Consider the following 19,852-nt stretch of genomic DNA (forward strand, 5'->3'; position numbering starts at 1 on the left):
GAAAATATGATAATTAAAACTTTGTCGGGCCTGATGCTAGTTTTTGCCCTGTGCTTTGCTCAGAAAAGCACAGGGCAGGAGATATATGCCGGGAAATACAAAGCAGCATTTACGGAAGCACCGAAAAAAGTACCCACCGCAAAAACGCCAGATGGGCCATTGGCTGGAAACGGAGATATTGGTCTTACCCTTGGCGGTGGCCCGGATAATTTATGTTTTTACCTGGGTAAAAATGATTTCTGGCGTGCCTACCCTGTTTATCCAGGTGGCGGTATTGCATTGCCAGGATGGTTAGAAGTGAATATTGACGCCCTTAAGGGCGCCAATTACTATGCCGAACAGGTACAGGATAAAGCTTTAATTAAAGGCCGGTTTACCAAAAACGAACTGAAGGTTTCTTTAAATGCATGGGTTTCGGCTACAGCTAATACAGTTGTTGCCGAATTTACTGCAAATAAGGCCTGCGTTATAAATGCAAGGCTGCTAGCTACAAAGGGAAATACTTCGGTTAATACCGAAGGGAAAGATGGTGATGTAACCTGGGTTACCCGGTCATTTGAAAATACACCCTTGCTGGAATGGCCCTGTCGTGTAGCCATGGCTTTGAAAGTATTGGGATCTAAAATGGAAAATGATGGCAGTATAGCGTTAAAAGCCAATCAAAAAGTAACATTGGCAGTTACCATCTACACCAATCAGGACCGTTCCGATTGGAAAAAAAGAGCCATCGCTGAAGCCCAGTCAAGCACTGAAAATAGCCTTGCCCTGCTGAAAGAAAAACATGAAGCCTGGTGGAAAGATTTCTGGGGTCGCTCGAATGTGCGCATAGGCGATCCTTTTATAGAGAAATATTACTATGCTTCGCAATATCTTTTTGGTGTAACCTCCCGGGGCGATAAATTTGCCCCTGGCATCTGGGGGCCTTTTGTAACGCGGGATTCTTCGGCCTGGGGTGGCGATTATCACCTAAATTACAATTACCAGGCACCATACTGGGCCGCTTATTCCTCAAATCACATAGCACAGACCGATAACTTTGATCAGCCCCTGCTCGATTACATGGAAAAAGGCAAGCTGCATGCCCAAGCCTTACTGAGCATGAAAGGTATTTATTATCCCGTAGGGATAGGCCCAAAGGGTCTGGTCACCACCCGATGGCCACTTACGCCCGATGAAATGGAAAAACGCTATGCCACCCGCGAAAATACCATTGATGGGGGCTTTAAATTCCTGGGGCAAAAGATCAATGCGGTGTTTAGTGTGGGCAATATGCTGATGCGTTTTTACAGTACTTATGATGCTGCCTATGCCCGGAAAATTTATCCTTATGTATTGGAATGTGCCAATTTCTGGGAGGATTACCTGAAATTTGAAAATGGCCGTTATGTGATCTACAACGATCATTATGGTGAAGTGATGCCCAACCTGCGCAACAAAGGACAATGGCGCGATATGCTGGGGGATTTTAATTCTACTCTTTCCCTTGGCCTGGTCAAAATGCTGTTTAAAGGGATCATCGACCTCAGCACTTTTTTAAACGTTGATACCAGCAGATTAGCCAAATGGCTGCACATTGTAAAGCACCTCAGTGATTTTACAGTAGGCGAGGTAAATGGAAAACTGAGTTTAAAAGGAGTAGAAAAAAGCCCTTCACCATGGCACAGCCAGATCAATGGCCTTGCCCGGGTTTCTATTCACGGGCTCATCCTTCCCGGAGGCGTTTGTGGCCCTAAAACCAATTCATCCTTTAACCAGATCCTTTTAAATGATGTGGGTCGCTGGAAGGAAAGAATGAAAGGCCCTGGTGAATGGGCAAATACCCTGGGGAACGGCATTGAAACCTGTTTTCCTGCTGCTGTAAGGGTGGGTTACGATCCGGATGAAATATTAAAACAATTAAAGGACCGGATTATTGCGCAATCCTTACCAAACCTCTGGATCACTGCCGAAGGCGGCGGCACAGAAACCTTGGCGGCAGTACCACTTACTGTTAATGAAATGCTGCTGCAAAGCTATGAACAGGTGATCCGCATTTTTCCCAACTGGAACAAGGATAAAGATGCCAGTTTTGACCAGTTGCGTGCTTACGGTGCATTTCTGATCAGCAGCCAGTTGCAAAATGGAGAAGTAAGTTTTGTGAAAATACAAAGCGAAGCCGGTCGAAACTGCATCATGGACAATCCATGGCCAGGCAAAGCTGTTCAATTGTTTCGTAATGGCCAAAAGGCCGAAGTACTGGAAGGTGAAAGCTTTAATTTTACTACAAAGGCCGGAGAGAAGCTAGAGTTGCGGAATAGGGAAAAATAACCATTCTCTTTCAAGGCTGCATAATTTTTGTTTTTTCTAATGAAAAGCAAAAAAGAAGCTATGCCTTATCTGAGAAGGTAATTTTTCTGTCCAGCAGGTTGCCTATAGCAAATTGTGTAAAGCTATAGTCGCATAAGACACGTTGCTGTTGCATCCCTGCCATTGACCTCCAGCTTCGGGTTCCGCTCGGTACAAGGTCGGTTCATGGTCGAGGTTGGTTCGGCTTTAGCCGAGTATGTGCCGTATTTGAACGGGCCATAATGACTAGTTATAGTATAAGGGTAGGAAGGGAACAGCGAAATAGCATATAGCGTACTATGTTTTACCTGATTTCCTCGTTTTCTCAGAAGAATACCCAAAATGCCTGGTATGCCGGAATGGGATGGCAGCCGTCTTTAATATATGTTTTATAGGTGTATGCACCTATCCGTTTAGTACCAGACCAGTACCGGACTGGTAGCAGATAACTACTTCTACTAGACAATACTCAGACCGTATATATGATCCTGATCTGCTTTCGGTTGTGGTTATAACAAAAGCAGTTAAAGTAACTTATGAATTAGTGCTTGTTCGTAATTTGTTTAATTTTCTATATTGTATCACCGTTTAAAACTAAAATAGAATTATTATGAAAAAGTTTGAACAACAAATTCATGGGCTTAAAATATACTTCACTTAAAAAATACTATAAGCCCGGGGAAAAGTACCTGTTCCTTGGAAATGGGATGAATCAACTGGATAATCCGATTTCCTGGGACGATCTATTGCGCGAAGTTTGTCGCAGGGTAAAGGTGAATGTGGAAAGAGGGACTAAGCCTTATCAGCTCTTTTTTGAGCAGATTTCGTTTGATATTGACCGCAGTAAGCTTGTGGAGGATAATGTAAAAAAGCTAAAGCAGATCATGGGAGCTGAAGCCCTTAAGCTGCAACCAAATCCGGTGTTGGCAGATGTCATTAATACGGGACATTATGCGCATTATATAACTACCAATTATGATTACTGTATTGAAAGGTCTTTAATGACTTTTTTTGATCCGCAAAAGGGTAAACATTTAAAGCGCCCTAAATACAGCCTTTACAGGTATAATAAGGTTAATGACCATAAGGTCTGGCATATACATGGTGAATGTGATAATGGGTATAAAGGGAAGCTTACCAATTTTTCTGAGGCATCGATTTTAATCGGATTTGAGCATTATGCGGATTACCTGGAGAAAATCCATAATCTCTTGAAGGACAATTCGGGGACAGGACTTGCTGAACTCATGGACAACGCCCAGGAAAACTGGGTGCACCTTTTCTTTACCAGAGATATAGACATCCTTGGTTTTGGTTTGGATTTTACAGAAACACATCTCTGGTTCATTTTAAATTTCCGTGCAAGGTTAAAACGTAAGGGAGCTGGACTGCTCAACACTATTCGTTGGATCATACCTGAATTTACAATGCAATCTCAGCAGGAAAGAATAGATATATTGCAAGCGCTCGGTGTTAAGATCCTGCTCGTTGGTGCAGCCAAAGGTAATTATAAGGCTTTCTATGAAAATTTCAGAAATACGCTGGCCTAAGGCCAAAAGGTAGCGGGTTTTTAATTGCACGATATTCTGGTACAATTCATTATCAACATTTGTGGATTGGTTTTTCTGAAAAACTTTTGTTTTTTAGAAAAACCTTTCTACATTTAATATACATTCTATCCGTCTCCTGCGCCAATACGCTCCGGCGCTTAAATATTTTTCAGTTGCTGCATCTGTTTTGATTTATTAATTAATACCTGTGTTAATATGCCTGAATCATCTCCCTTTGAAAACTACCTCCGTCTAATCCACGACCTTAAAGATCAACCGGAAAACCAGAATACAAGCCTTGAGAACCTGGTTGGGTTGCTCCGGAAAGCAGACCTTAATGCCAGTAACCTGAGGCTTTTGAAAACTGAAACCGCTTCGGTGGTTAAAGAAAATATTGAAAACAGCAGTTTGCTCGTTCTGCGGGCTGGTGCCTGGCCATAGCTGAACTCGATGTCAACAAACCTTTTGCGATCAAAAATAGTGGGGGCATTGCCCTGGCTTGCAACGAAGGTTTACAGTCAATATGGAAGGGGGCCGGAAACGGTATTGATGTTGCGAAACCGAACTGTCCGATATTAATGGCATAACCAGGTCTGATCGCCATACGTGAACAAACGGCAGATTTTAATTTGCTGGAAGAAAGATATACCCTATGGAACAGATATGGCGATGTTCCTGTAAAAACTAAAACCAAACTTTTTTTTGAGGGCACCTTGTCTGGGACAGCAGTGCTTAAACTTAAAGATGTCGAAACTAAACTGGAAGCGTTAGGCCTACCTGGAAACAGCAGCTTGAGCGTATTGTGCGTAGAAATGTTCCCGCTTGATAATACCTGGCATATTGAAAACGACCGGAAAAAGATGAGGTACGACAGGGAAGTGACGCATGAAGAGGTTTACCACCTGGATGGCTATAAAGAGGAAAGCATCCATGCTGCAGCAGCTTCAGGGCGAATGAAAATCAGCAATCCGCTGACGGAAGGACTGGGAGGTTACCGGATTTACCGTACATCGCCCCTGGTTCCGGTAGCTGATGTTTGCTGTGACGATTGTTAAAGCTTAACTTTATGGCGCAGCAAAATTGATGAGCTATGTTAAAAGAATCGTTAAAATCACTCTTTACCAGAGACCTGAATAAGTTGAAATCGGAAATTGAGCAATATCAAAATGAACAGGACATCTGGCGTATTGACCAGAATATTGCAAACTCTGCCGGGAACCTTTGTTTGCACCTGGTGGGCAATCTGAATACTTTTGTCGGGGCTGAACTGGGCAAAACGGGATATGTAAGGGACAGGCCACTGGAGTTTTCACTTAAAGATGTGCCACGTGCCGAACTGGTTAGTATGGTTGAAGCTACAATTAAGGTAGTAGGGGATGCCATTGAGGGCTTAACGGATCAGGATCTTGAGGCAGACTATCCCCTGGTAAAGGTAGTAGAGGGTGGCAGTTCAATTGCTTTTATGCTGATCCATCTGGCCGGACACCTGGCTTATCACCTTGGACAGATCAATTACCACAGAAGGTTACTGGATAGTTTAACTATCCAGTAAGCCTGCTGCGGCATCGTCTAAAAACCAGGTTACCCCACCATCAATCGGGTTTACCAATTGTGCAGGATACAACTTCGTATTTCTTTTTTTGCTTTCAATCACCTCTTTTACCGCCTGGGCTTTACTTTCGCCAAAAACAAGGAAAGCCACATTCTTTGCTTTATTGATTAAGGGAGCGGTAAAACTGATGCGGTAAGTAGCTAGTTTTTCTACAAATACCGAATCAATCTCTACATTTTTATTGTTTAAAATGTCTGTACCTGGAAACAATGATGCCGTATGTGCGTCATCTCCCATGCCCAGCAAAATCAGATCGAATATCAGATCGGCCCCGTCAAAGTGTTTAACTATAGCCTTGTTATACTCTATGGCCGCTTTTTCAGGCGCCAGGGATGTATTTACATAGAAGATATGATCTTCAGGAATGTTCAGCGGATCCAATATGGCTTTTTTTGCCATCAGGCCATTATAACTCTCATGTGTTGGCATTACGTTACGTTCATCACCAAAAAAGAAATAAACTTTTTTCCAGTCGATTTGATCTTTATAGGTAGTGGCCAGCATTTCGTATAATGCTTTTGGCGAGTTGCCGCCGGTAAGTACAAAATTGAAACAATCCTGCTCATCAATCGCCTTGTTGGCTATTTTTATGATATAAGCTGCAAGATCTTCCAGTAATTCAGCCTGTGTTTTATAGATCAGTAAATTCATTATTCTTTATTTAATGGAAGGGTAAACCAGTGGAAACCATCTCTGGCAATGAGGGCTTCCGCATCTTCCGGCCCCCATGAATCTGCCGTGTAATTCGGGAAACTTAATGATTTTTTATTCTCCCATGCGTTCACCACAGGCATCAGCAATTCCCATGCACTCTCTACCTGATCTGCACGCATAAACTGGGTTTGATCACCAGTCATTACGTCTAGTAACAAGGTTTCGTAAGCTTCAGGGGTTTCTGTATCGTAGGTCCCGTTGTAATCAAATACCATGTCAACAGGGTTCAGCACCATGTCCAATCCCGGTCTTTTGCCTTGAACCTGTAAACGGATGCTCATCTCAGGCTGAATACTGATGATCAGTCTGTTTTGCTGCCAATGCTCTGTGACAGTAGAGGGGAATATATGATGTGGCACATCTTTAAACTGTATGGTAATTAATGAAGAGGTCTGGAATAAACGTTTTCCGGTACGTACATAGAAAGGTACGCCTTGCCAGCGCCAGTTGTCAACAAAAAATTTAATGGCCGCAAAAGTTTCGGTGTTAGAATGTGGATCAACGCCGTTTTCCTGACGGTAGCCCGGAACTTCTTTACCCTCAACCCAACCTTTAGTATATTGACCACGAACGGTGCTGAAACGGATATCATCAGGGCCAAATGGCCGCATTGCTTTCAATACATCTACTTTCTTGTTCCTGATTTCATCTGCATCAAAATTAACCGGGGTTTCCATGCCAATTAAGCACACCAATTGCAATAAGTGATTTTGGATCATATCGCGCAATGCACCTGCACCTTCATAATAACCACCCCTGTCGCCAACACCCAATTGCTCCGTTACAGAAATCTGTACGTGATCAATATAAGTACGGTTCCAAAGCGGCTCCAGGAAGGAGTTGGCAAAGCGGAAAGCCATAATGTTCTGTACCGTCTCTTTACCCAGATAATGGTCAATGCGATAGATTTGTTTCTCGGTAAATATGCCAGTTAAAATACAGTTTAACTCACGTGCCGTTTCCAGATCGCGGCCAAAAGGTTTTTCAATTACAATTCTGCAATTGTCCTCTGTACCAGCCAGTTTATATTTAGCCAGGCATTTGGCAATTAGCGGGAATAGGTTAGGAGCCACAGCCAGATAATACAATACTTGTGTAGTGGGGCCAAATTCCTTTTGATATTTTTCAATATTGGCTTTCAGATCGCCAAAGGTTTCCGGAGCTTCCACATCAACCGGACTATAAACAAGGTGCTCAGCAAACTTGTTCCACTTGTCGACCTTCACTTTACCAGATCTTGAAAAGTTGTTTACACCATCCATCAGTGTTTCTCTAAACTTTTCATCTGTAAGTTTTCTTCTTGCCGTGCCAATAATGGCGTACTTCTCAGGCATATAGCCATCAGCATAGAGATTGTAGAGCGCGGGCGCAAGTTTGCGCAGATTTAAATCACCGGTACCACCAAAAATAACTACAATGGTTGGATTAAGGTTGATGCTTGTCTTCATTATAATGTTTTTTACAAATTATTCGAATTCCAGTCGGCATGAAAAATGCCTTCACTATCTGTACGTTCAAAGGTATGGGCGCCAAAGAAATCTCTTTGTGCCTGGGTTAAATTAAGGGGTGAATTAGCTGTTCTAAAGGAATCATAGTAAGTGATTGCCGATGCAAATGCAGGAATTGCAAAACCATTTTGAATCGCTTTGATGATTACTTTTCTGCTTGACGGTACAACCTCTTTCAATTTGTCCTGAATTGCAGCATCTGCATACAAATGCGGCAGTTTTGGGTTTTGGGTATACGCCTGATAAATGTCCTCTAGCAACGCTGCACGGATGATACAGCCTCCACGCCAGATTTGAGAAATTTCTTTCAGGTTCAGTTCATATTTATATTCTGCAGAAGCTGCTTCCAGTAAATGCAAGCCTTGGGCATAGCAGGTAATCATGGCAAAATAAAGCGATTGCTCCAATTGGGCTTCAAATTCTAAAGGATTGTCGATTTTTTCTGCCGGATGTGGCAGCGCAGCATCCAGGGCCACGCGCAATTGCTTGAATTTAGAAAGGTCTCTGCTGCTCACTGCTTCATTGATGGTTGGGATAGGCAATTGCAAATCCATTGCTACCTGTGAAGTCCATTTTCCGGTTCCTTTTGATTTGGCTTCATCTTCAATTACATCAATTAAATATTCGCCTGTTTTTTCATCTTTAACTTTAAAAACATCGCGGGTTACTTCCAGTAAAAAGGATTTTAGGCGGCCTTCATCCCATTTTTTGAAGGTATCGTAGAGCTGTTCATTGTCGTAGCCCATTCCATTTTTTAACAGGTAATAAGTTTCGGCAAGGATCTGCATCATGGCATATTCAATACCATTGTGTACCATTTTTACAAAATGACCGGATGCGCCAGGTCCGATATAGGCTACACAAGGATCGCCGTTTACTTTGGCCGATACGGCTTCTAAAATTGGTTTAACTGTATTGTATGCAGTTTTGTCACCTCCAGGCATCATACTGGGGCCAAAACGGGCACCTTCTTCGCCGCCAGAAATGCCCATTCCGAAAAAGTGGATGCCCTGTTCGTCCAGCTCAGCTGCCCGGCGGCTGGTATCCGTGAAATGGGAGTTTCCACTGTCGATAATCATATCGCCCTTGTCTAATAAAGGAACGAGTTCCTGGATTACATTGTCTACAATCTGGCCTGCGGGTACCAGCAGCATTATCCTTCTTGGTAATTCCAGGCTTTGTATAAAGTCTTTTAAAACTGCGTAGCCTTTTAAATTATGGGCTTTGCCATCTTCTTCCAGTTTTTGCAGCATCCTGGCATCTTTGTCGTAACCGGTTACCGCAAATCCTTTGTCGGCCATGTTCAGCAATAAGTTGCGTCCCATGGTGCCAAGGCCAATCATCCCTAAAGTATATTTATTGTTCATTGTCTATTTTTTATTGGGATGGTTGGTATACACATGGTATTTTTCTTCCAGGTCCCATAGTTTTGCCCCGCCTTTAATCCCATCTTTATTGGATACGAGTTTGATGTTATGGTCCAGCTTGATTGTGATGTGTTTGGAATTACCTCCACCTATATAGAGGGTGTCATAGTTAAAAACTGTTTTATAGATCTCTATGATACGGGCAAGACGGCTGTTCCATTTTTCTTTCCCGATTTTTTCAAATGCCCGGTCACCAATGTAATCGTCGTAATCTTTATCTTTGGTGATGGGCAGGTGTGCCAGCTCCAGGTGCGGGAGCAGGTCGCCGTCGAAGACCAGTGCAGTGCCGAAACCTGTACCTACAGTCCATACGATTTCGAAACCTTTGCCTTCAACAATGCCAAGGGCCTGCTGATCGGCATCATTGATGAGCCGCACGGGTTTGCCAAATAAATCGCTCACCTGCTGGGCAAGATTTACATTTGTCCATTTGTTTTTGGCCAGGTTTACTGCAGTTTGTACTTTACCACATTTTACGTAGCCGGGAAAACCAATAGAGATCTTTTGGAAATTGTCATTTAGGCTTTTTACCAGTTCTTTAATGCAGTTCAGTACTGCCTCTGGAGTTGAATTTTCTGGAGTAGGGAGTTTTTTGAACTCGGAGAGCAGGTCGCCTTTTGTATTTAAAATGCAGGCCTTAATGCTGGTGCCGCCAATATCAATGGATAAAATATGACTAGAGTCTTCTTCTTTTTTTGTAACTGGCATGTTTTGCTTTTTGAATAAAAAATGGCCTGTTCTTTAATATCCTTCAAAATAACAAAATAATGATCAATATTCGTCTATACAATCTGCTTATTCATCAGTTCATGTGATCTTTTTTTTGTAATATTAATGACCATCAGTTGCCAGTAAGATCTTTCTGGCCAGCTCAATTTCTTGCTTGGTAATGGTATGAGGCCTGCCTGGATAAATTTTTACCGTAACCCTGGCATTCATTTTTTCGATGATACCCTTGCTTAGTTCTACTCTTGAAACAGGTACATGCGGATCCGGATCGCCTGTAGTGATCAATATAGGGGTCTGTTTAAAATTGCCTTTGTAATGTTGCATATTGATTTCTTTGCCAATTAATCCGCCCGTAAAAGCCACCGCACCTCCATATTTGCCTGCATTTCTCGTAATGTATTCGAGGGTTAAACAGGCCCCTTGTGAGAAACCTACGAAATAGATCTGATCTTGAGGAATACCTGCATCTTCTATCTCTGATACCAGTTCTTTGATCATACCCAGCGCCGAATCCAGGGCTGGCTGATTTTCTTTGACCGGTGCCATAAAGCTATAAGGATACCAGCTGTTATTGCTGGCCTGCGGTGCAAAAAACGCAGCATGGTCTATTTCAAAATGATTATTCAGGGAAAGGATATCCTCCGCAGTGGCTCCTCGCCCATGAATAAAAATTACCGCTCTTTTGGCCTCGTTTACCGGAACTCCGGCAGTGATTATATTTTTCTGATGGGTGTACATGTTAAGTTAATTTTGGTAATATGTCTTCTATTTCCTCCCTGATGCTTTCGTATTGTGCAGGCAATTTTAAATTACTGCCCAGTTCTGCAAGTGGCTCATCTACGGTAAAGCCCGGATTATCGGTTGCCAGTTCAAAAAGTACGCCTCCCGGTTCGCGGAAGTATAATGAATAGAAATAATTACGGTCTATTTTTTCAGTAATGTTTAAACCCATTTCCACTATTTTATCCCTGAAATACATCAGTGTTGCTTCGTCTTTTACCCTGAAGGCCACGTGGTGTACAGAACCGCCGGCTACATGACCTATGGCTTCTCCGGGTGCTTCTACCAGGTCTACAATTGCTGCATGTTCAACAGCATCTGTGATAAACCGATGTCGGTTCACTTCAGTTTCAACCAGTTTATAGTCAAATACATGCGTTAAAACGGCAGCTGTACCTTCCATTTTATTGGTGGTAATGGTGATGTGGTGAAAGCCATGCACTGCATTGGTCTTGTCCACTCCGGTAGTTTCCCATTGTGGCCTGTTGTCTTTTACTTTAGCTTCGGTAAGTTCAAATTTTAAGCCATCCGGATCCAGAAAGGTAAGGTAACGCTCACCAAATTTAATGGCGGTTTTATTGTAAATGATGTTGTGCTGTTCAAAGCGGTTCTGCCAGAAATCCAGGCTTCCGGCCGGAACGCTGTAGCCGATCTCGGTAACTTGCTTTGTACCTCTTCTGCCGGTTTGTATGCCTTCCCATGGGAAGAAAGTTAAAATGCTTCCTGGTGTACCTTTTTCATCACCATAATAAAAATGGTAGGTATGCGGATCGTCAAAGTTTACCGTTTTTTTGATCAGCCTTAAACCCAGTATACCAGTATAAAAATCATAATTTCTTTTTGCATTTCCTGCTATGGCAGTAATGTGGTGTATTCCTAAAATTTGGTTGTTCATAACGTCTCCTTTTTAATGACAACACAAAATTACAGCTTGTTGATTTTAAAAATCTTACCATAGAATAAGAAATTCGTAGCTTTATGTTCAGATATTTTTGGTATGGCTAAATTTCTCCTCTCCCTTACTTTATTCTTTGCAGGTACACTTATGGTCAGGGCACAAGATTCTGTTACGGTAAGTATCTATCCGAAATATGATAGCGTAGGAAAATTTCACAGATTCCTTTTCGGAGAGAATTATCGCAAAGAATACGCAATGCCGGTACGCGTGCCCCTGATTAGAATTTCGGTAATAAAAGGAGGATTAACACCTACACAGCGGGGGGGTGGCAATCAGTCTCATTCATTGAGATTGGTGGATGCGCAAGGTAAGGAATGGGTACTGCGGAGCGTGGAAAAATTTCCGGAAATACTTTTGCCTGCCGTTTTTCGCCAAACTTTTGCCGGTGAAGTGGTGAAAGACAATATGTCGGCACAAAACCCTTTTTCGGCGCTGGTGGTTCCAGACATTGCTGAAGCTGCTGGCGTGCCACACAGCGATCCGATGATCGGATGGGTTTTGCCGGATGAGAAATTGGGAGAATTTGCAAAAGTATTTGAACATACGCTTTGTTTACTGGAAGAAAGGGAGCCTGCGGGGGATACCGATAATTCAGAGAAAATGATGCGAAAGCTGAACGACAATAATGACCATACCTATGACGGTCCGCTGTTTCTAAAGGCTAAAGCTTTGGATGCCTTGCTGGGAGATTGGGACCGGCACGAAGACCAGTGGCGCTGGAAGCCGGTTAAACTGGAAAACGGAACAGCCAGGTATCAGCCTATTCCGCGTGACAGGGACCAGGTCTTTTATTTGTCAGAAGGCTTAATTCCCAGGTATGCACAGGCTTCCTGGTTATTGCCGATGATTCAGGGTTATGAACGGAACCTGCCTGATATCAATTGGTTTTTTTGGGAAGGCAGAGCACTGTACAGTAAGTGGTTTTCCGGAATGGGTGAAGCGGAATGGACACGTATTGTTCATGAGTTCTGTGCGTCGGTAACGGATGAAGTAATGGAAAGGGCATTGAAGAAGTTGCCGGATCCGGGATACTCACTTCGGCATGACCGCCTTTTAGCGCAACTAAAGGAAAGACGTGCAAAGCTACCTGAAATGATGAATAAGTATTATCATTTTATAAATAGAATTGTTGATGTACAGGCCAGCAATAAAAATGAATTTGTGCAGGTTACTGATGCCCCCGGAAATGCACTCCATGTTACCATATATAAACGGACAAAAGATGGGCTGGTAAAAGATGTTATTTTTAACCGGACTTTTGACCCGTCCGTAACCAAAGAAATCAGGCTTTATGTGAAGGATGGCAATGACAGCCTGGTATTGAACAACAGCAGTTCAAATATTAAGCTCAGGCTTATTGGGGTAAAAGGTAAAAAAAATTATCACATAGAAAATGCCTACAGGAGGGTACCTGTTTACGGTATGGACAGTAATGTCACCTTAAGCGGCAAGACCGGTAGGATCGCCACGCATTTTGACAGAGATACTTCAAATACCCATTTTGTACCAACTGATCTGTATACCAGGAAAATGTTGCTTTTAAATGCGGGCTATAATATAGATGACAAGCTTTTATTGGGCCTTTCTTATAAAATTGTACAGCCTGGTTTCCGGAAATGGCCTTATGGAAGTACGCATTCTTTTTCTTTCCTGCATTCTTTTGCTACTGAAGGTTTCCGGTTCAATTACAAGGCGGAGCTGTTTCGCGTTATAGGTAAGGTGGATCTTGTGTTGCAGGCGGATGCTTATGCTCCGGAAAATTCTCAGAATTTTTATGGCCTGGGAAATGAAACCAGCTTTAATAAAACAGGTGATTTTGTAAGGTATTACCGGGCAAGATTTAGCTTGTACCAGTTTGACCCGGCAATAAGGTGGCAAATCGCCAAATGGACTTTTAGTGTTGGTCCCTCATTTCAATATTACCGCTACAGCAGGGATGATAATGAGGGCAGATTTATCAACAATCCCTCACTACTGCATTCTGCTGATAGTGCTACCATTACAAAAGATAAGGGTTATGCAGGACTTTCCGTTAATTTTATCAACAACAACCGCAATAGCGATATTCTGCCTTCTTCGGGTACTTATTTAGAGGCAAAACTCTCAGCTTATAAGGGCTTAAATGCCTTTTCAAATTCCATTGCACAACTGAATGCCAGTTTTTCAGTGTATCAAAGTATAAAAAAGAAGAAAATAGTCCTTACAGATCGTATAGGAGGAGGATTGACCATAGGAAAACAGGCTTTTTATCAGTCGCAATTTTTAGGCGGGCAGGGAAATTTGTTGGGTTACAGGGAATTCAGGTTTGGGGGGCAGCATAGCTTATACAATAACCTGGAGTTGCGGGTTAAAGTGGCCGACTTCATCAATTACATCCTTCCAGGTCAATTTGGTTTATTGGGCTTTCATGACATAGGCAGAGTATGGAAAAAGGATGAGAAATCCAATGTCTGGCACCAGGGCTATGGCGGCGGAATTTATTTTGCCCCGGCTGCCTTAACGGTATTTCGTTTTGTAATGGGGCATTCCAATGAAGGCTGGTATCCTTATGTAGCCATGAAATTCAGGTATTAAAAATGACTAAATTTCAATAATTGCTGCTTTAAGAAAACAAGAAAAGCCGTAATTTAGCGTTTCCTTTTGTCAGGTAGCAGAATTCGTTAAAGATGAAAAAAAATTTTGTATCCAATTCCCGGGAATCGATAAGGATGTTTAAGAATCCTTTATTTGAAGCATTGTCTAAAGTGCCATATTATGTCCCTTTAATTGTTTATATACCTGTTATCGGTTATTTTTTCTGGGCGTCTATTGGTACAAATGGTTTTTTAATATTTCTGGTGCATCTTTTTCTTGGCCTGATCATCTGGACATTAACCGAATATGTATTGCACCGTTTTGTATTCCATTTTTATCCATCTTCATCATGGGGCAAGCGCATTCACTTTATATTTCATGGGGTACATCATGATTATCCTAATGATGCACAGCGCCTGGTAATGCCGCCCTCAGCCAGCATACCTTTGGCGACAGCTTTCTATTTTCTTTTCCGCTGGCTGCTGCCTGAAAATATGCTGGATGGTTTTTTTGCCGGCTTTATCCTGGGCTATCTTTTTTACGACATTACGCATTATATGCTGCACCATGCCCAGTTTAAAAATGGGGTATGGAAAAAAATTAAGCACCACCACATGCTGCATCATTATGACGATTCGACGCGTGGATACGGGGTTACTTCTGCTTTTTGGGACAAGATATTTGGCTCCGATTTTTTAAAAAAGTAGTTTTTTTCTTCGATATGCTGATTACTTCTGCATAAAGCAGTTGGAGGAAATGGGATATTCCATTTTTTGATGCTAAAGTTTTTTTGGTCTTTTTTTAATATAAGTTGTATTTACATATTTATTTTAATAATTTCGGGTACGTTAACGAAGTGTGTTGTTTAATGCATTGCAAGCGCTGTTAACAGAACCAAACTAACCTGAATATGATATCAAATATGAAAAAGTGGCTGTTGTCACTCGGACCTGGAATTATTACCGCGGCACTGGTTTTTGGGCCAAGTAAAATGACCATCACTTCCAAGCTTGGGGCAGATTATGGCTACAGTTTGTTATGGATTGTAGTTGTCGCAATCTTCTTTATGACGATTTTTACCATTATTGGTGCCAGAATTGGGGTAGCTACGGATCAATCGTTACTCAGTGTAATCCGTAGCAAATGGGGCAATGCTGCTGCAATAGCAGTAGGACTTGGTATTTTCTTTGTCACGACATCATTTCAGGCAGGCAATTCGATAGGTGTAGGGATTGCTGTTGGCGAGGCCACCGGAACTTCACACGTTTTGTGGGTAATCATATTCAATGTCGTTGGCATCAGCCTGCTTTTCTTTCGCGCTTTTTATAAAGTTTTGGAAAAGCTGATGATCTTTTTAGTCGCCCTTATGCTTTTTGCCTTTGTGACCACCCTGTTCTTTGCCAAACCAAGTATTTCGGGTATGGCGGAAGGCCTTGTTCCAGAATTGCCCGACGGTTCAATTGGCCTGGTTATAGCCTTTTTTGCCTCTTGTTTTTCGATTGTAGGTGCTTTTTACCAAAGCTATCTGGTGCAGGAAAGAATAAAAATAAATCCTGAGATTAAAGAAAAGAAGAGCCACAGTATTACCGGAATTGTTATTCTGGGGATTATGAGTGCAATAGTAATGATCTGCGCAGCCGCAGTATTGAACACTAAGGGGATCAAAGTAAAAAATGCATCAGATATGGCAAGAGCTTTAGAACCTTTATTTGGCAGTGCAGCCTCCACATTTTTCCTTATCGGCCTTTTTGGGGCTTCCTTTTCCTCTTTGGTGGGGAATGCAACGGTGGGAGGTGCCTTACTTGGCGATGCATTTGGAAAGGGCAGTCAGTTAAATTCAAAAGCTGTTAAAATATTCATTGCTTTGGTAATGGTGTTTGGCGCAATCATTGCCATAAAATTTGGAAAACTTCCTTTGGAACTGATTGTTTTTGCCCAGAGTGTAACAATATTCCTGGTTCCTTTTATAGGCATTGCCATGTATGCGATTTCTAATGATCCAAAAATAATGGGCAAACACGTGAATTCCTTATCCACTAAAATTTTCGGGGCGGTAGGTTTATTGATTTTGATATTTCTGGCACTGAGTAATGTACAAGAACTGTTTTTTAAATAACGTATTAACACATATTTGAGATGAATGAATTAGCACAACTGGAGCAAGAATTATTGAGGCCGTCTGATAGGCTGATTGCTGATATGTACAAGATTGAAGGGGACATCATGCTTTTAGGCGTTGGGGGTAAGATGGGGCCAAGTATGGCCAAATTAGCCAAACTGGCAATTGATCAGGCGGGTATAAAAAAACGCATCATTGGAGTATCTCGCTTTTCAGATGCTTCGGCACGTGAAGAGTTGGAGGCTGCTGGTATAGAGACCATTTCTGCAGACCTGCTAAATGAAAATGACCTGGCGGGTTTGCCCGATGCGCCTAACATCATTTACCTTGCCGGTACCAAATTTGGAACTACTGGAAAAGAAGCTTTTACCTGGGCGATGAATGCTTATTTGCCCGGACGTGTTGCCGAACGTTTTAAAAATTCTAATATCGTAGTGTTTTCGACCGGAAATGTTTATCCTTTTACCGCTGTTACTTCAGGCGGTTTGTCTGAAGACCATCCGGTAGCTCCGGTGGGTGAGTATGGACAGTCCTGTTTGGGAAGGGAGCGTATCTTCCAGCATTTTTCAGAAAAAAATAGCACACCAGTATTGATTTATCGCTTAAATTATGCCATTGATCTCCGTTATGGCGTATTGCTTGAAATTGCAAAAGCAATAAATGAGGGTAGGGCGATAGATCTGACAACAGGAAATGTAAATGTAATCTGGCAGGGAGATGCTAACGAAATTGCCATTCGTTCTTTATTGCATTGCAGTACTCCGGCAAAACTTTTAAATGTAACCGGCCCTGAGACCCTTTCGGTTAAATGGCTGGCGGAGCAGTTTGGCTTACTGATGAACAAACAACCCTTATTCGAGAATGAAGTGCAGCCGACAGCCCTGCTGAACAATGCTTCTGAAGCCCATAAACTATTTGGATACCCAAGAGTAACCATCAGGGAAATGCTGGAAATGACAGTAAGCTGGTTACAAGGTGGTGGAAAGATCTCTAATAAACCTACCCACTTTCAGGAAAGGAAAGGACAATTCTAATGGCAAAGCAACTAACACCTGAAATAAAACGCTTTCTGGATGCAGGTACCCTGATCCCGGCGCATCCACTCGCCTTAACGGCTGAAAGGAGATTAGACGAACAAGGACAGCGCTTACTGACGCGGTACTACATGGCTACCGGAGCTGGCGGGATTGCAGTAGGTGTACATAGCACACAGTTTGAGATCAGAGATCCGAAAATTAATCTTTATGAAACGGTACTTAAACTTGCGGCAGAAGAAGTAGAAAAAGCGGCTTTAGACCGGCCATTTATTAAAGTGGCTGGAATTTGCGGACCAACTGCCCAGGCTGTTGAAGAAGCAAAAACCGCGCTTAAATATGGTTATGAGATGGGGCTCCTAAGTATGGGAGGTTTGCAGGACTGGACCGAAACAGAAATTCTTGACCGTGTTAAAGCTGTAGCGGCAATTTTACCTGTATTTGGATTCTACTTGCAGCCGAGCGTTGGCGGACGCGTATTTAGTTATGATTTCTGGCTGCAGTTTGCAGAAATAGAAAATGTGGAGGCCATAAAAGTAGCTTCTTTTAACCGTTATCAGACCTTAGATGTGGTAAGGGCTGTGTGCCATTCTTCGCGGAGAGAAAAGATCGCTTTGTACACCGGAAACGATGATAACATTGTAGCCGATCTATTAACCACCTATCAATTTGAGGTAAATGGCAAAATTGTGGAAAAGGAGTTTATTGGAGGGCTATTAGGGCATTGGGCAGTCTGGACTCAGGCTGCAGTGCGGCTGCTGGAAGAAATCAAGCGATGTAAGGCTAATGGTTATGCGAATGCTGCGGCATTGTTAAGTAAAGGGGTGCAAGTTACGGACATGAATGCGGCCATTTTTGATCCTGCTCATAGTTTTCATGGTTGCATCCCTGGTATTCACGAAGTACTGAGGAGACAGGGATTGCTGAAAGGCACCTGGTGCCTGAATCCGAATGAACAGTTGTCTGAGGGCCAGGCAGATGAAATAGAAAGAGTATCTGCTGCTTATCCGGCCCTTATAGACGATGATTTTGTGAAATCTTTTCTTGCCAATGATCAATAGAAGACAGTTCATTAAAAACACAAGTCTGATAGCTGCCTTTTCCGGTGGCAGTTTTAATGAGCGAACTTACCCGGTAAAAAAGGCCATGAAAAATATTAAGATAATAAATACAGATGCTGATTTTGAACGTGAAAAACTTGTCCGCCCTTTCGGCTTTAAGGGTGGGTACTTAACTGAACTTTGGCAGGTTGCTGCTAAACTTACCGCTTCATCAGGTTTAAGTAAAACTGGCCTGGCCACACAAAGCGTTTTATATGGCGATGCAAACCTTTTTGCAAGACATACGGAAGCGGGTGGAAACGCACTGATGTTTCTGGTGGTCAATAAAGCTTTAACATTAATGAAGCAAACGCCTTTTACCGACCCGGTAATGCTGCTGGATTCCATATTTCCGGAACTGGTTACCGAGGCAAAACGGCTAACCGGGAGTGCAGATCTAAACATCAACTTCGTGTACAATGCGCTGATTAGTGCTGATAATGCCGCCTGGTTGTTATATGCAGCAGAGAATGGTTACAGGACCTTTGATGAGATGATCCCTGAACCTTATAAAAAGGGTTTGTCGTTTCACAACAAGAAAGTGGCCATTATGTACCAGGTGCCTTATGGAATGCCGGTGCAGGACTTAAAAGACGCCGCTGCTGCTGGCTATTTTGTATTTAAAATCAAAACAGGACATCCAGGCAGCCAATCGGAAATGTTGCAAAAAGATATGGAAAAACTGAGCCAGGTACATGCCGCACTTAAAGACTTCAGAACCAATCAGACTGCAGATGGTAAACTGATTTATACCATGGATGCGAATGCAAGGTATGAACGTAAAGAATCAGTGATGCGTTACCTGGACCATGCCAAAAAGATTGGTGCGTTTGAACAGATTCTTTTTTACGAAGAACCTCTGGTTGAACAGAACGAGGAAAATGTATCGGATTTAGGTGTAAGGATAGGAGCAGATGAAAGTGTGCACGATGAGGCAGCTGCGATCAGAAGAATAGAACAAGGCTATAAGGCAATGGTATTGAAAGGTATTGCAAAAACATTGAGCATGTCGGTTAAAATAGCCAAACTTGCCGCTGAGCATCAAATTCCCTGTTTATGTGCAGATCTTACAGTAAACCCGGTTTTGATAGATTGGAACAAGAATCTTGCCGCCAGAGTATTGCCATTTCCAGGTATAGAAATGGGTTTAATGGAAACAAACGGCGATATGAATTACAAAAACTGGAAAAACATGCTGAATTATCATCCATCAGCTGGTGCTTCATGGGTACAACCTAAGAACGGGATATTCGAACTAAATGACGATTATTATGCACAAAGCGGGGGCATTTTTGAACCTTCGGCACATTATAACGAATTGTTTAACAAAGGGTAATCCATAAAATGATTTTTCAGATCAGCAGGAGATAAAAATATTTAGATATTTACGACATGATAAATAGAAATATTATAATTTAGCCA

17 protein-coding genes are annotated in these 19,852 nt (G+C 42.4%); 11 read left to right on the forward strand and 6 right to left on the reverse strand.

Going from position 1 to position 19,852, the window contains the following annotated elements:
* The first annotated feature begins 6 nt into the window (after window positions 1-6).
* From R2Q85_RS01995 to R2Q85_RS02015, 5 genes are all read left to right on the forward strand, one after another.
* On the forward strand, window positions 7-2,307 hold the full coding sequence (locus R2Q85_RS01995; protein ID WP_316810062.1) for a glycosyl hydrolase family 95 catalytic domain-containing protein: 2,301 nt from the start codon (window positions 7-9) through the stop codon (window positions 2,305-2,307).
* A gap of 638 nt (window positions 2,308-2,945) precedes the next feature.
* Complete coding sequence (locus R2Q85_RS02000; protein ID WP_316810063.1) at window positions 2,946-3,875, forward strand: SIR2 family protein; 930 nt, start codon at window positions 2,946-2,948, stop codon at window positions 3,873-3,875.
* A gap of 216 nt (window positions 3,876-4,091) precedes the next feature.
* On the forward strand, window positions 4,092-4,316 hold the full coding sequence (locus R2Q85_RS02005) for a hypothetical protein (RefSeq protein WP_316810064.1): 225 nt from the start codon (window positions 4,092-4,094) through the stop codon (window positions 4,314-4,316).
* A 188-nt stretch (window positions 4,317-4,504) separates the two neighbouring features.
* Window positions 4,505-4,930: a hypothetical protein gene (locus R2Q85_RS02010; protein WP_316810065.1), complete on the forward strand. Its 426-nt coding sequence runs from the start codon at window positions 4,505-4,507 to the stop codon at window positions 4,928-4,930.
* A gap of 35 nt (window positions 4,931-4,965) precedes the next feature.
* The gene (locus tag R2Q85_RS02015) at window positions 4,966-5,427 is read left to right on the forward strand and encodes a DinB family protein (RefSeq protein ID WP_316810066.1); all 462 of its coding nucleotides are present in this window, start codon (window positions 4,966-4,968) and stop codon (window positions 5,425-5,427) included.
* Here the strand turns inward: R2Q85_RS02015 and pgl are convergent.
* From pgl to R2Q85_RS02045, 6 genes are all read right to left on the reverse strand, one after another.
* On the reverse strand, window positions 5,413-6,138 hold the full coding sequence (pgl, locus tag R2Q85_RS02020) for a 6-phosphogluconolactonase (protein ID WP_316810067.1): 726 nt from the start codon (window positions 6,136-6,138) through the stop codon (window positions 5,413-5,415). The genes R2Q85_RS02015 and pgl overlap by 15 nt on opposite strands.
* Window positions 6,138-7,649: a glucose-6-phosphate dehydrogenase gene (gene zwf, locus R2Q85_RS02025; protein WP_316810068.1), complete on the reverse strand. Its 1,512-nt coding sequence runs from the start codon at window positions 7,647-7,649 to the stop codon at window positions 6,138-6,140. Before zwf ends, pgl begins: the two co-directional genes overlap by 1 nt.
* Before the next feature lie 11 nt (window positions 7,650-7,660).
* Complete coding sequence (gene gndA / locus R2Q85_RS02030) at window positions 7,661-9,076, reverse strand: NADP-dependent phosphogluconate dehydrogenase (protein ID WP_316810069.1); 1,416 nt, start codon at window positions 9,074-9,076, stop codon at window positions 7,661-7,663.
* Window positions 9,077-9,079: 3 nt separating this feature from the next.
* Window positions 9,080-9,844 carry an ROK family protein gene (locus tag R2Q85_RS02035; protein WP_316810070.1) on the reverse strand — a complete coding sequence of 255 codons (765 nt, stop codon included), beginning with the start codon at window positions 9,842-9,844 and terminating at the stop codon, window positions 9,080-9,082.
* Between the two features lie 123 nt (window positions 9,845-9,967).
* Complete coding sequence (locus tag R2Q85_RS02040; protein ID WP_316810071.1) at window positions 9,968-10,603, reverse strand: alpha/beta hydrolase; 636 nt, start codon at window positions 10,601-10,603, stop codon at window positions 9,968-9,970.
* Between the two features lies 1 nt (window position 10,604).
* Window positions 10,605-11,540 (reverse strand): ring-cleaving dioxygenase, encoded by a 936-nt coding sequence (locus R2Q85_RS02045; RefSeq protein WP_316810072.1) that lies wholly within the window; start codon window positions 11,538-11,540, stop codon window positions 10,605-10,607.
* Between the two features lie 102 nt (window positions 11,541-11,642).
* Between R2Q85_RS02045 and R2Q85_RS02050 the strand changes: the two genes are divergently transcribed.
* The 6 genes from R2Q85_RS02050 to R2Q85_RS02075 all read left to right on the forward strand — a co-directional run bounded on the left by R2Q85_RS02050 (window position 11,643) and on the right by R2Q85_RS02075 (window position 19,766).
* Complete coding sequence (locus R2Q85_RS02050; RefSeq protein ID WP_316810073.1) at window positions 11,643-14,177, forward strand: BamA/TamA family outer membrane protein; 2,535 nt, start codon at window positions 11,643-11,645, stop codon at window positions 14,175-14,177.
* Window positions 14,178-14,269: 92 nt separating this feature from the next.
* Entirely contained in the window at window positions 14,270-14,884 is a 615-nt protein-coding gene (locus R2Q85_RS02055; protein ID WP_316810074.1) for a sterol desaturase family protein, read from the forward strand.
* 203 nt (window positions 14,885-15,087) lie between these two features.
* On the forward strand, window positions 15,088-16,293 hold the full coding sequence (locus R2Q85_RS02060) for an Nramp family divalent metal transporter (protein WP_316810075.1): 1,206 nt from the start codon (window positions 15,088-15,090) through the stop codon (window positions 16,291-16,293).
* Window positions 16,294-16,313: 20 nt separating this feature from the next.
* Window positions 16,314-17,330 (forward strand): NAD-dependent epimerase/dehydratase family protein, encoded by a 1,017-nt coding sequence (locus R2Q85_RS02065; RefSeq protein WP_316810076.1) that lies wholly within the window; start codon window positions 16,314-16,316, stop codon window positions 17,328-17,330.
* The gene (locus R2Q85_RS02070) at window positions 17,330-18,391 is read left to right on the forward strand and encodes a dihydrodipicolinate synthase family protein (RefSeq protein ID WP_316810077.1); all 1,062 of its coding nucleotides are present in this window, start codon (window positions 17,330-17,332) and stop codon (window positions 18,389-18,391) included. The genes R2Q85_RS02065 and R2Q85_RS02070 overlap by 1 nt, the downstream gene beginning before the upstream one ends.
* Window positions 18,381-19,766, forward strand: a complete 1,386-nt coding sequence (locus tag R2Q85_RS02075) for a mandelate racemase/muconate lactonizing enzyme family protein (RefSeq protein ID WP_316810078.1) — start codon at window positions 18,381-18,383, stop codon at window positions 19,764-19,766. The genes R2Q85_RS02070 and R2Q85_RS02075 overlap by 11 nt, the downstream gene beginning before the upstream one ends.
* Window positions 19,767-19,852: the final 86 nt, after the last annotated feature.

Origin of the sequence: Pedobacter heparinus, from assembly GCF_032678725.1 — a bacterium.
Taxonomy (GTDB): domain Bacteria; phylum Bacteroidota; class Bacteroidia; order Sphingobacteriales; family Sphingobacteriaceae; genus Pedobacter; species Pedobacter heparinus_A.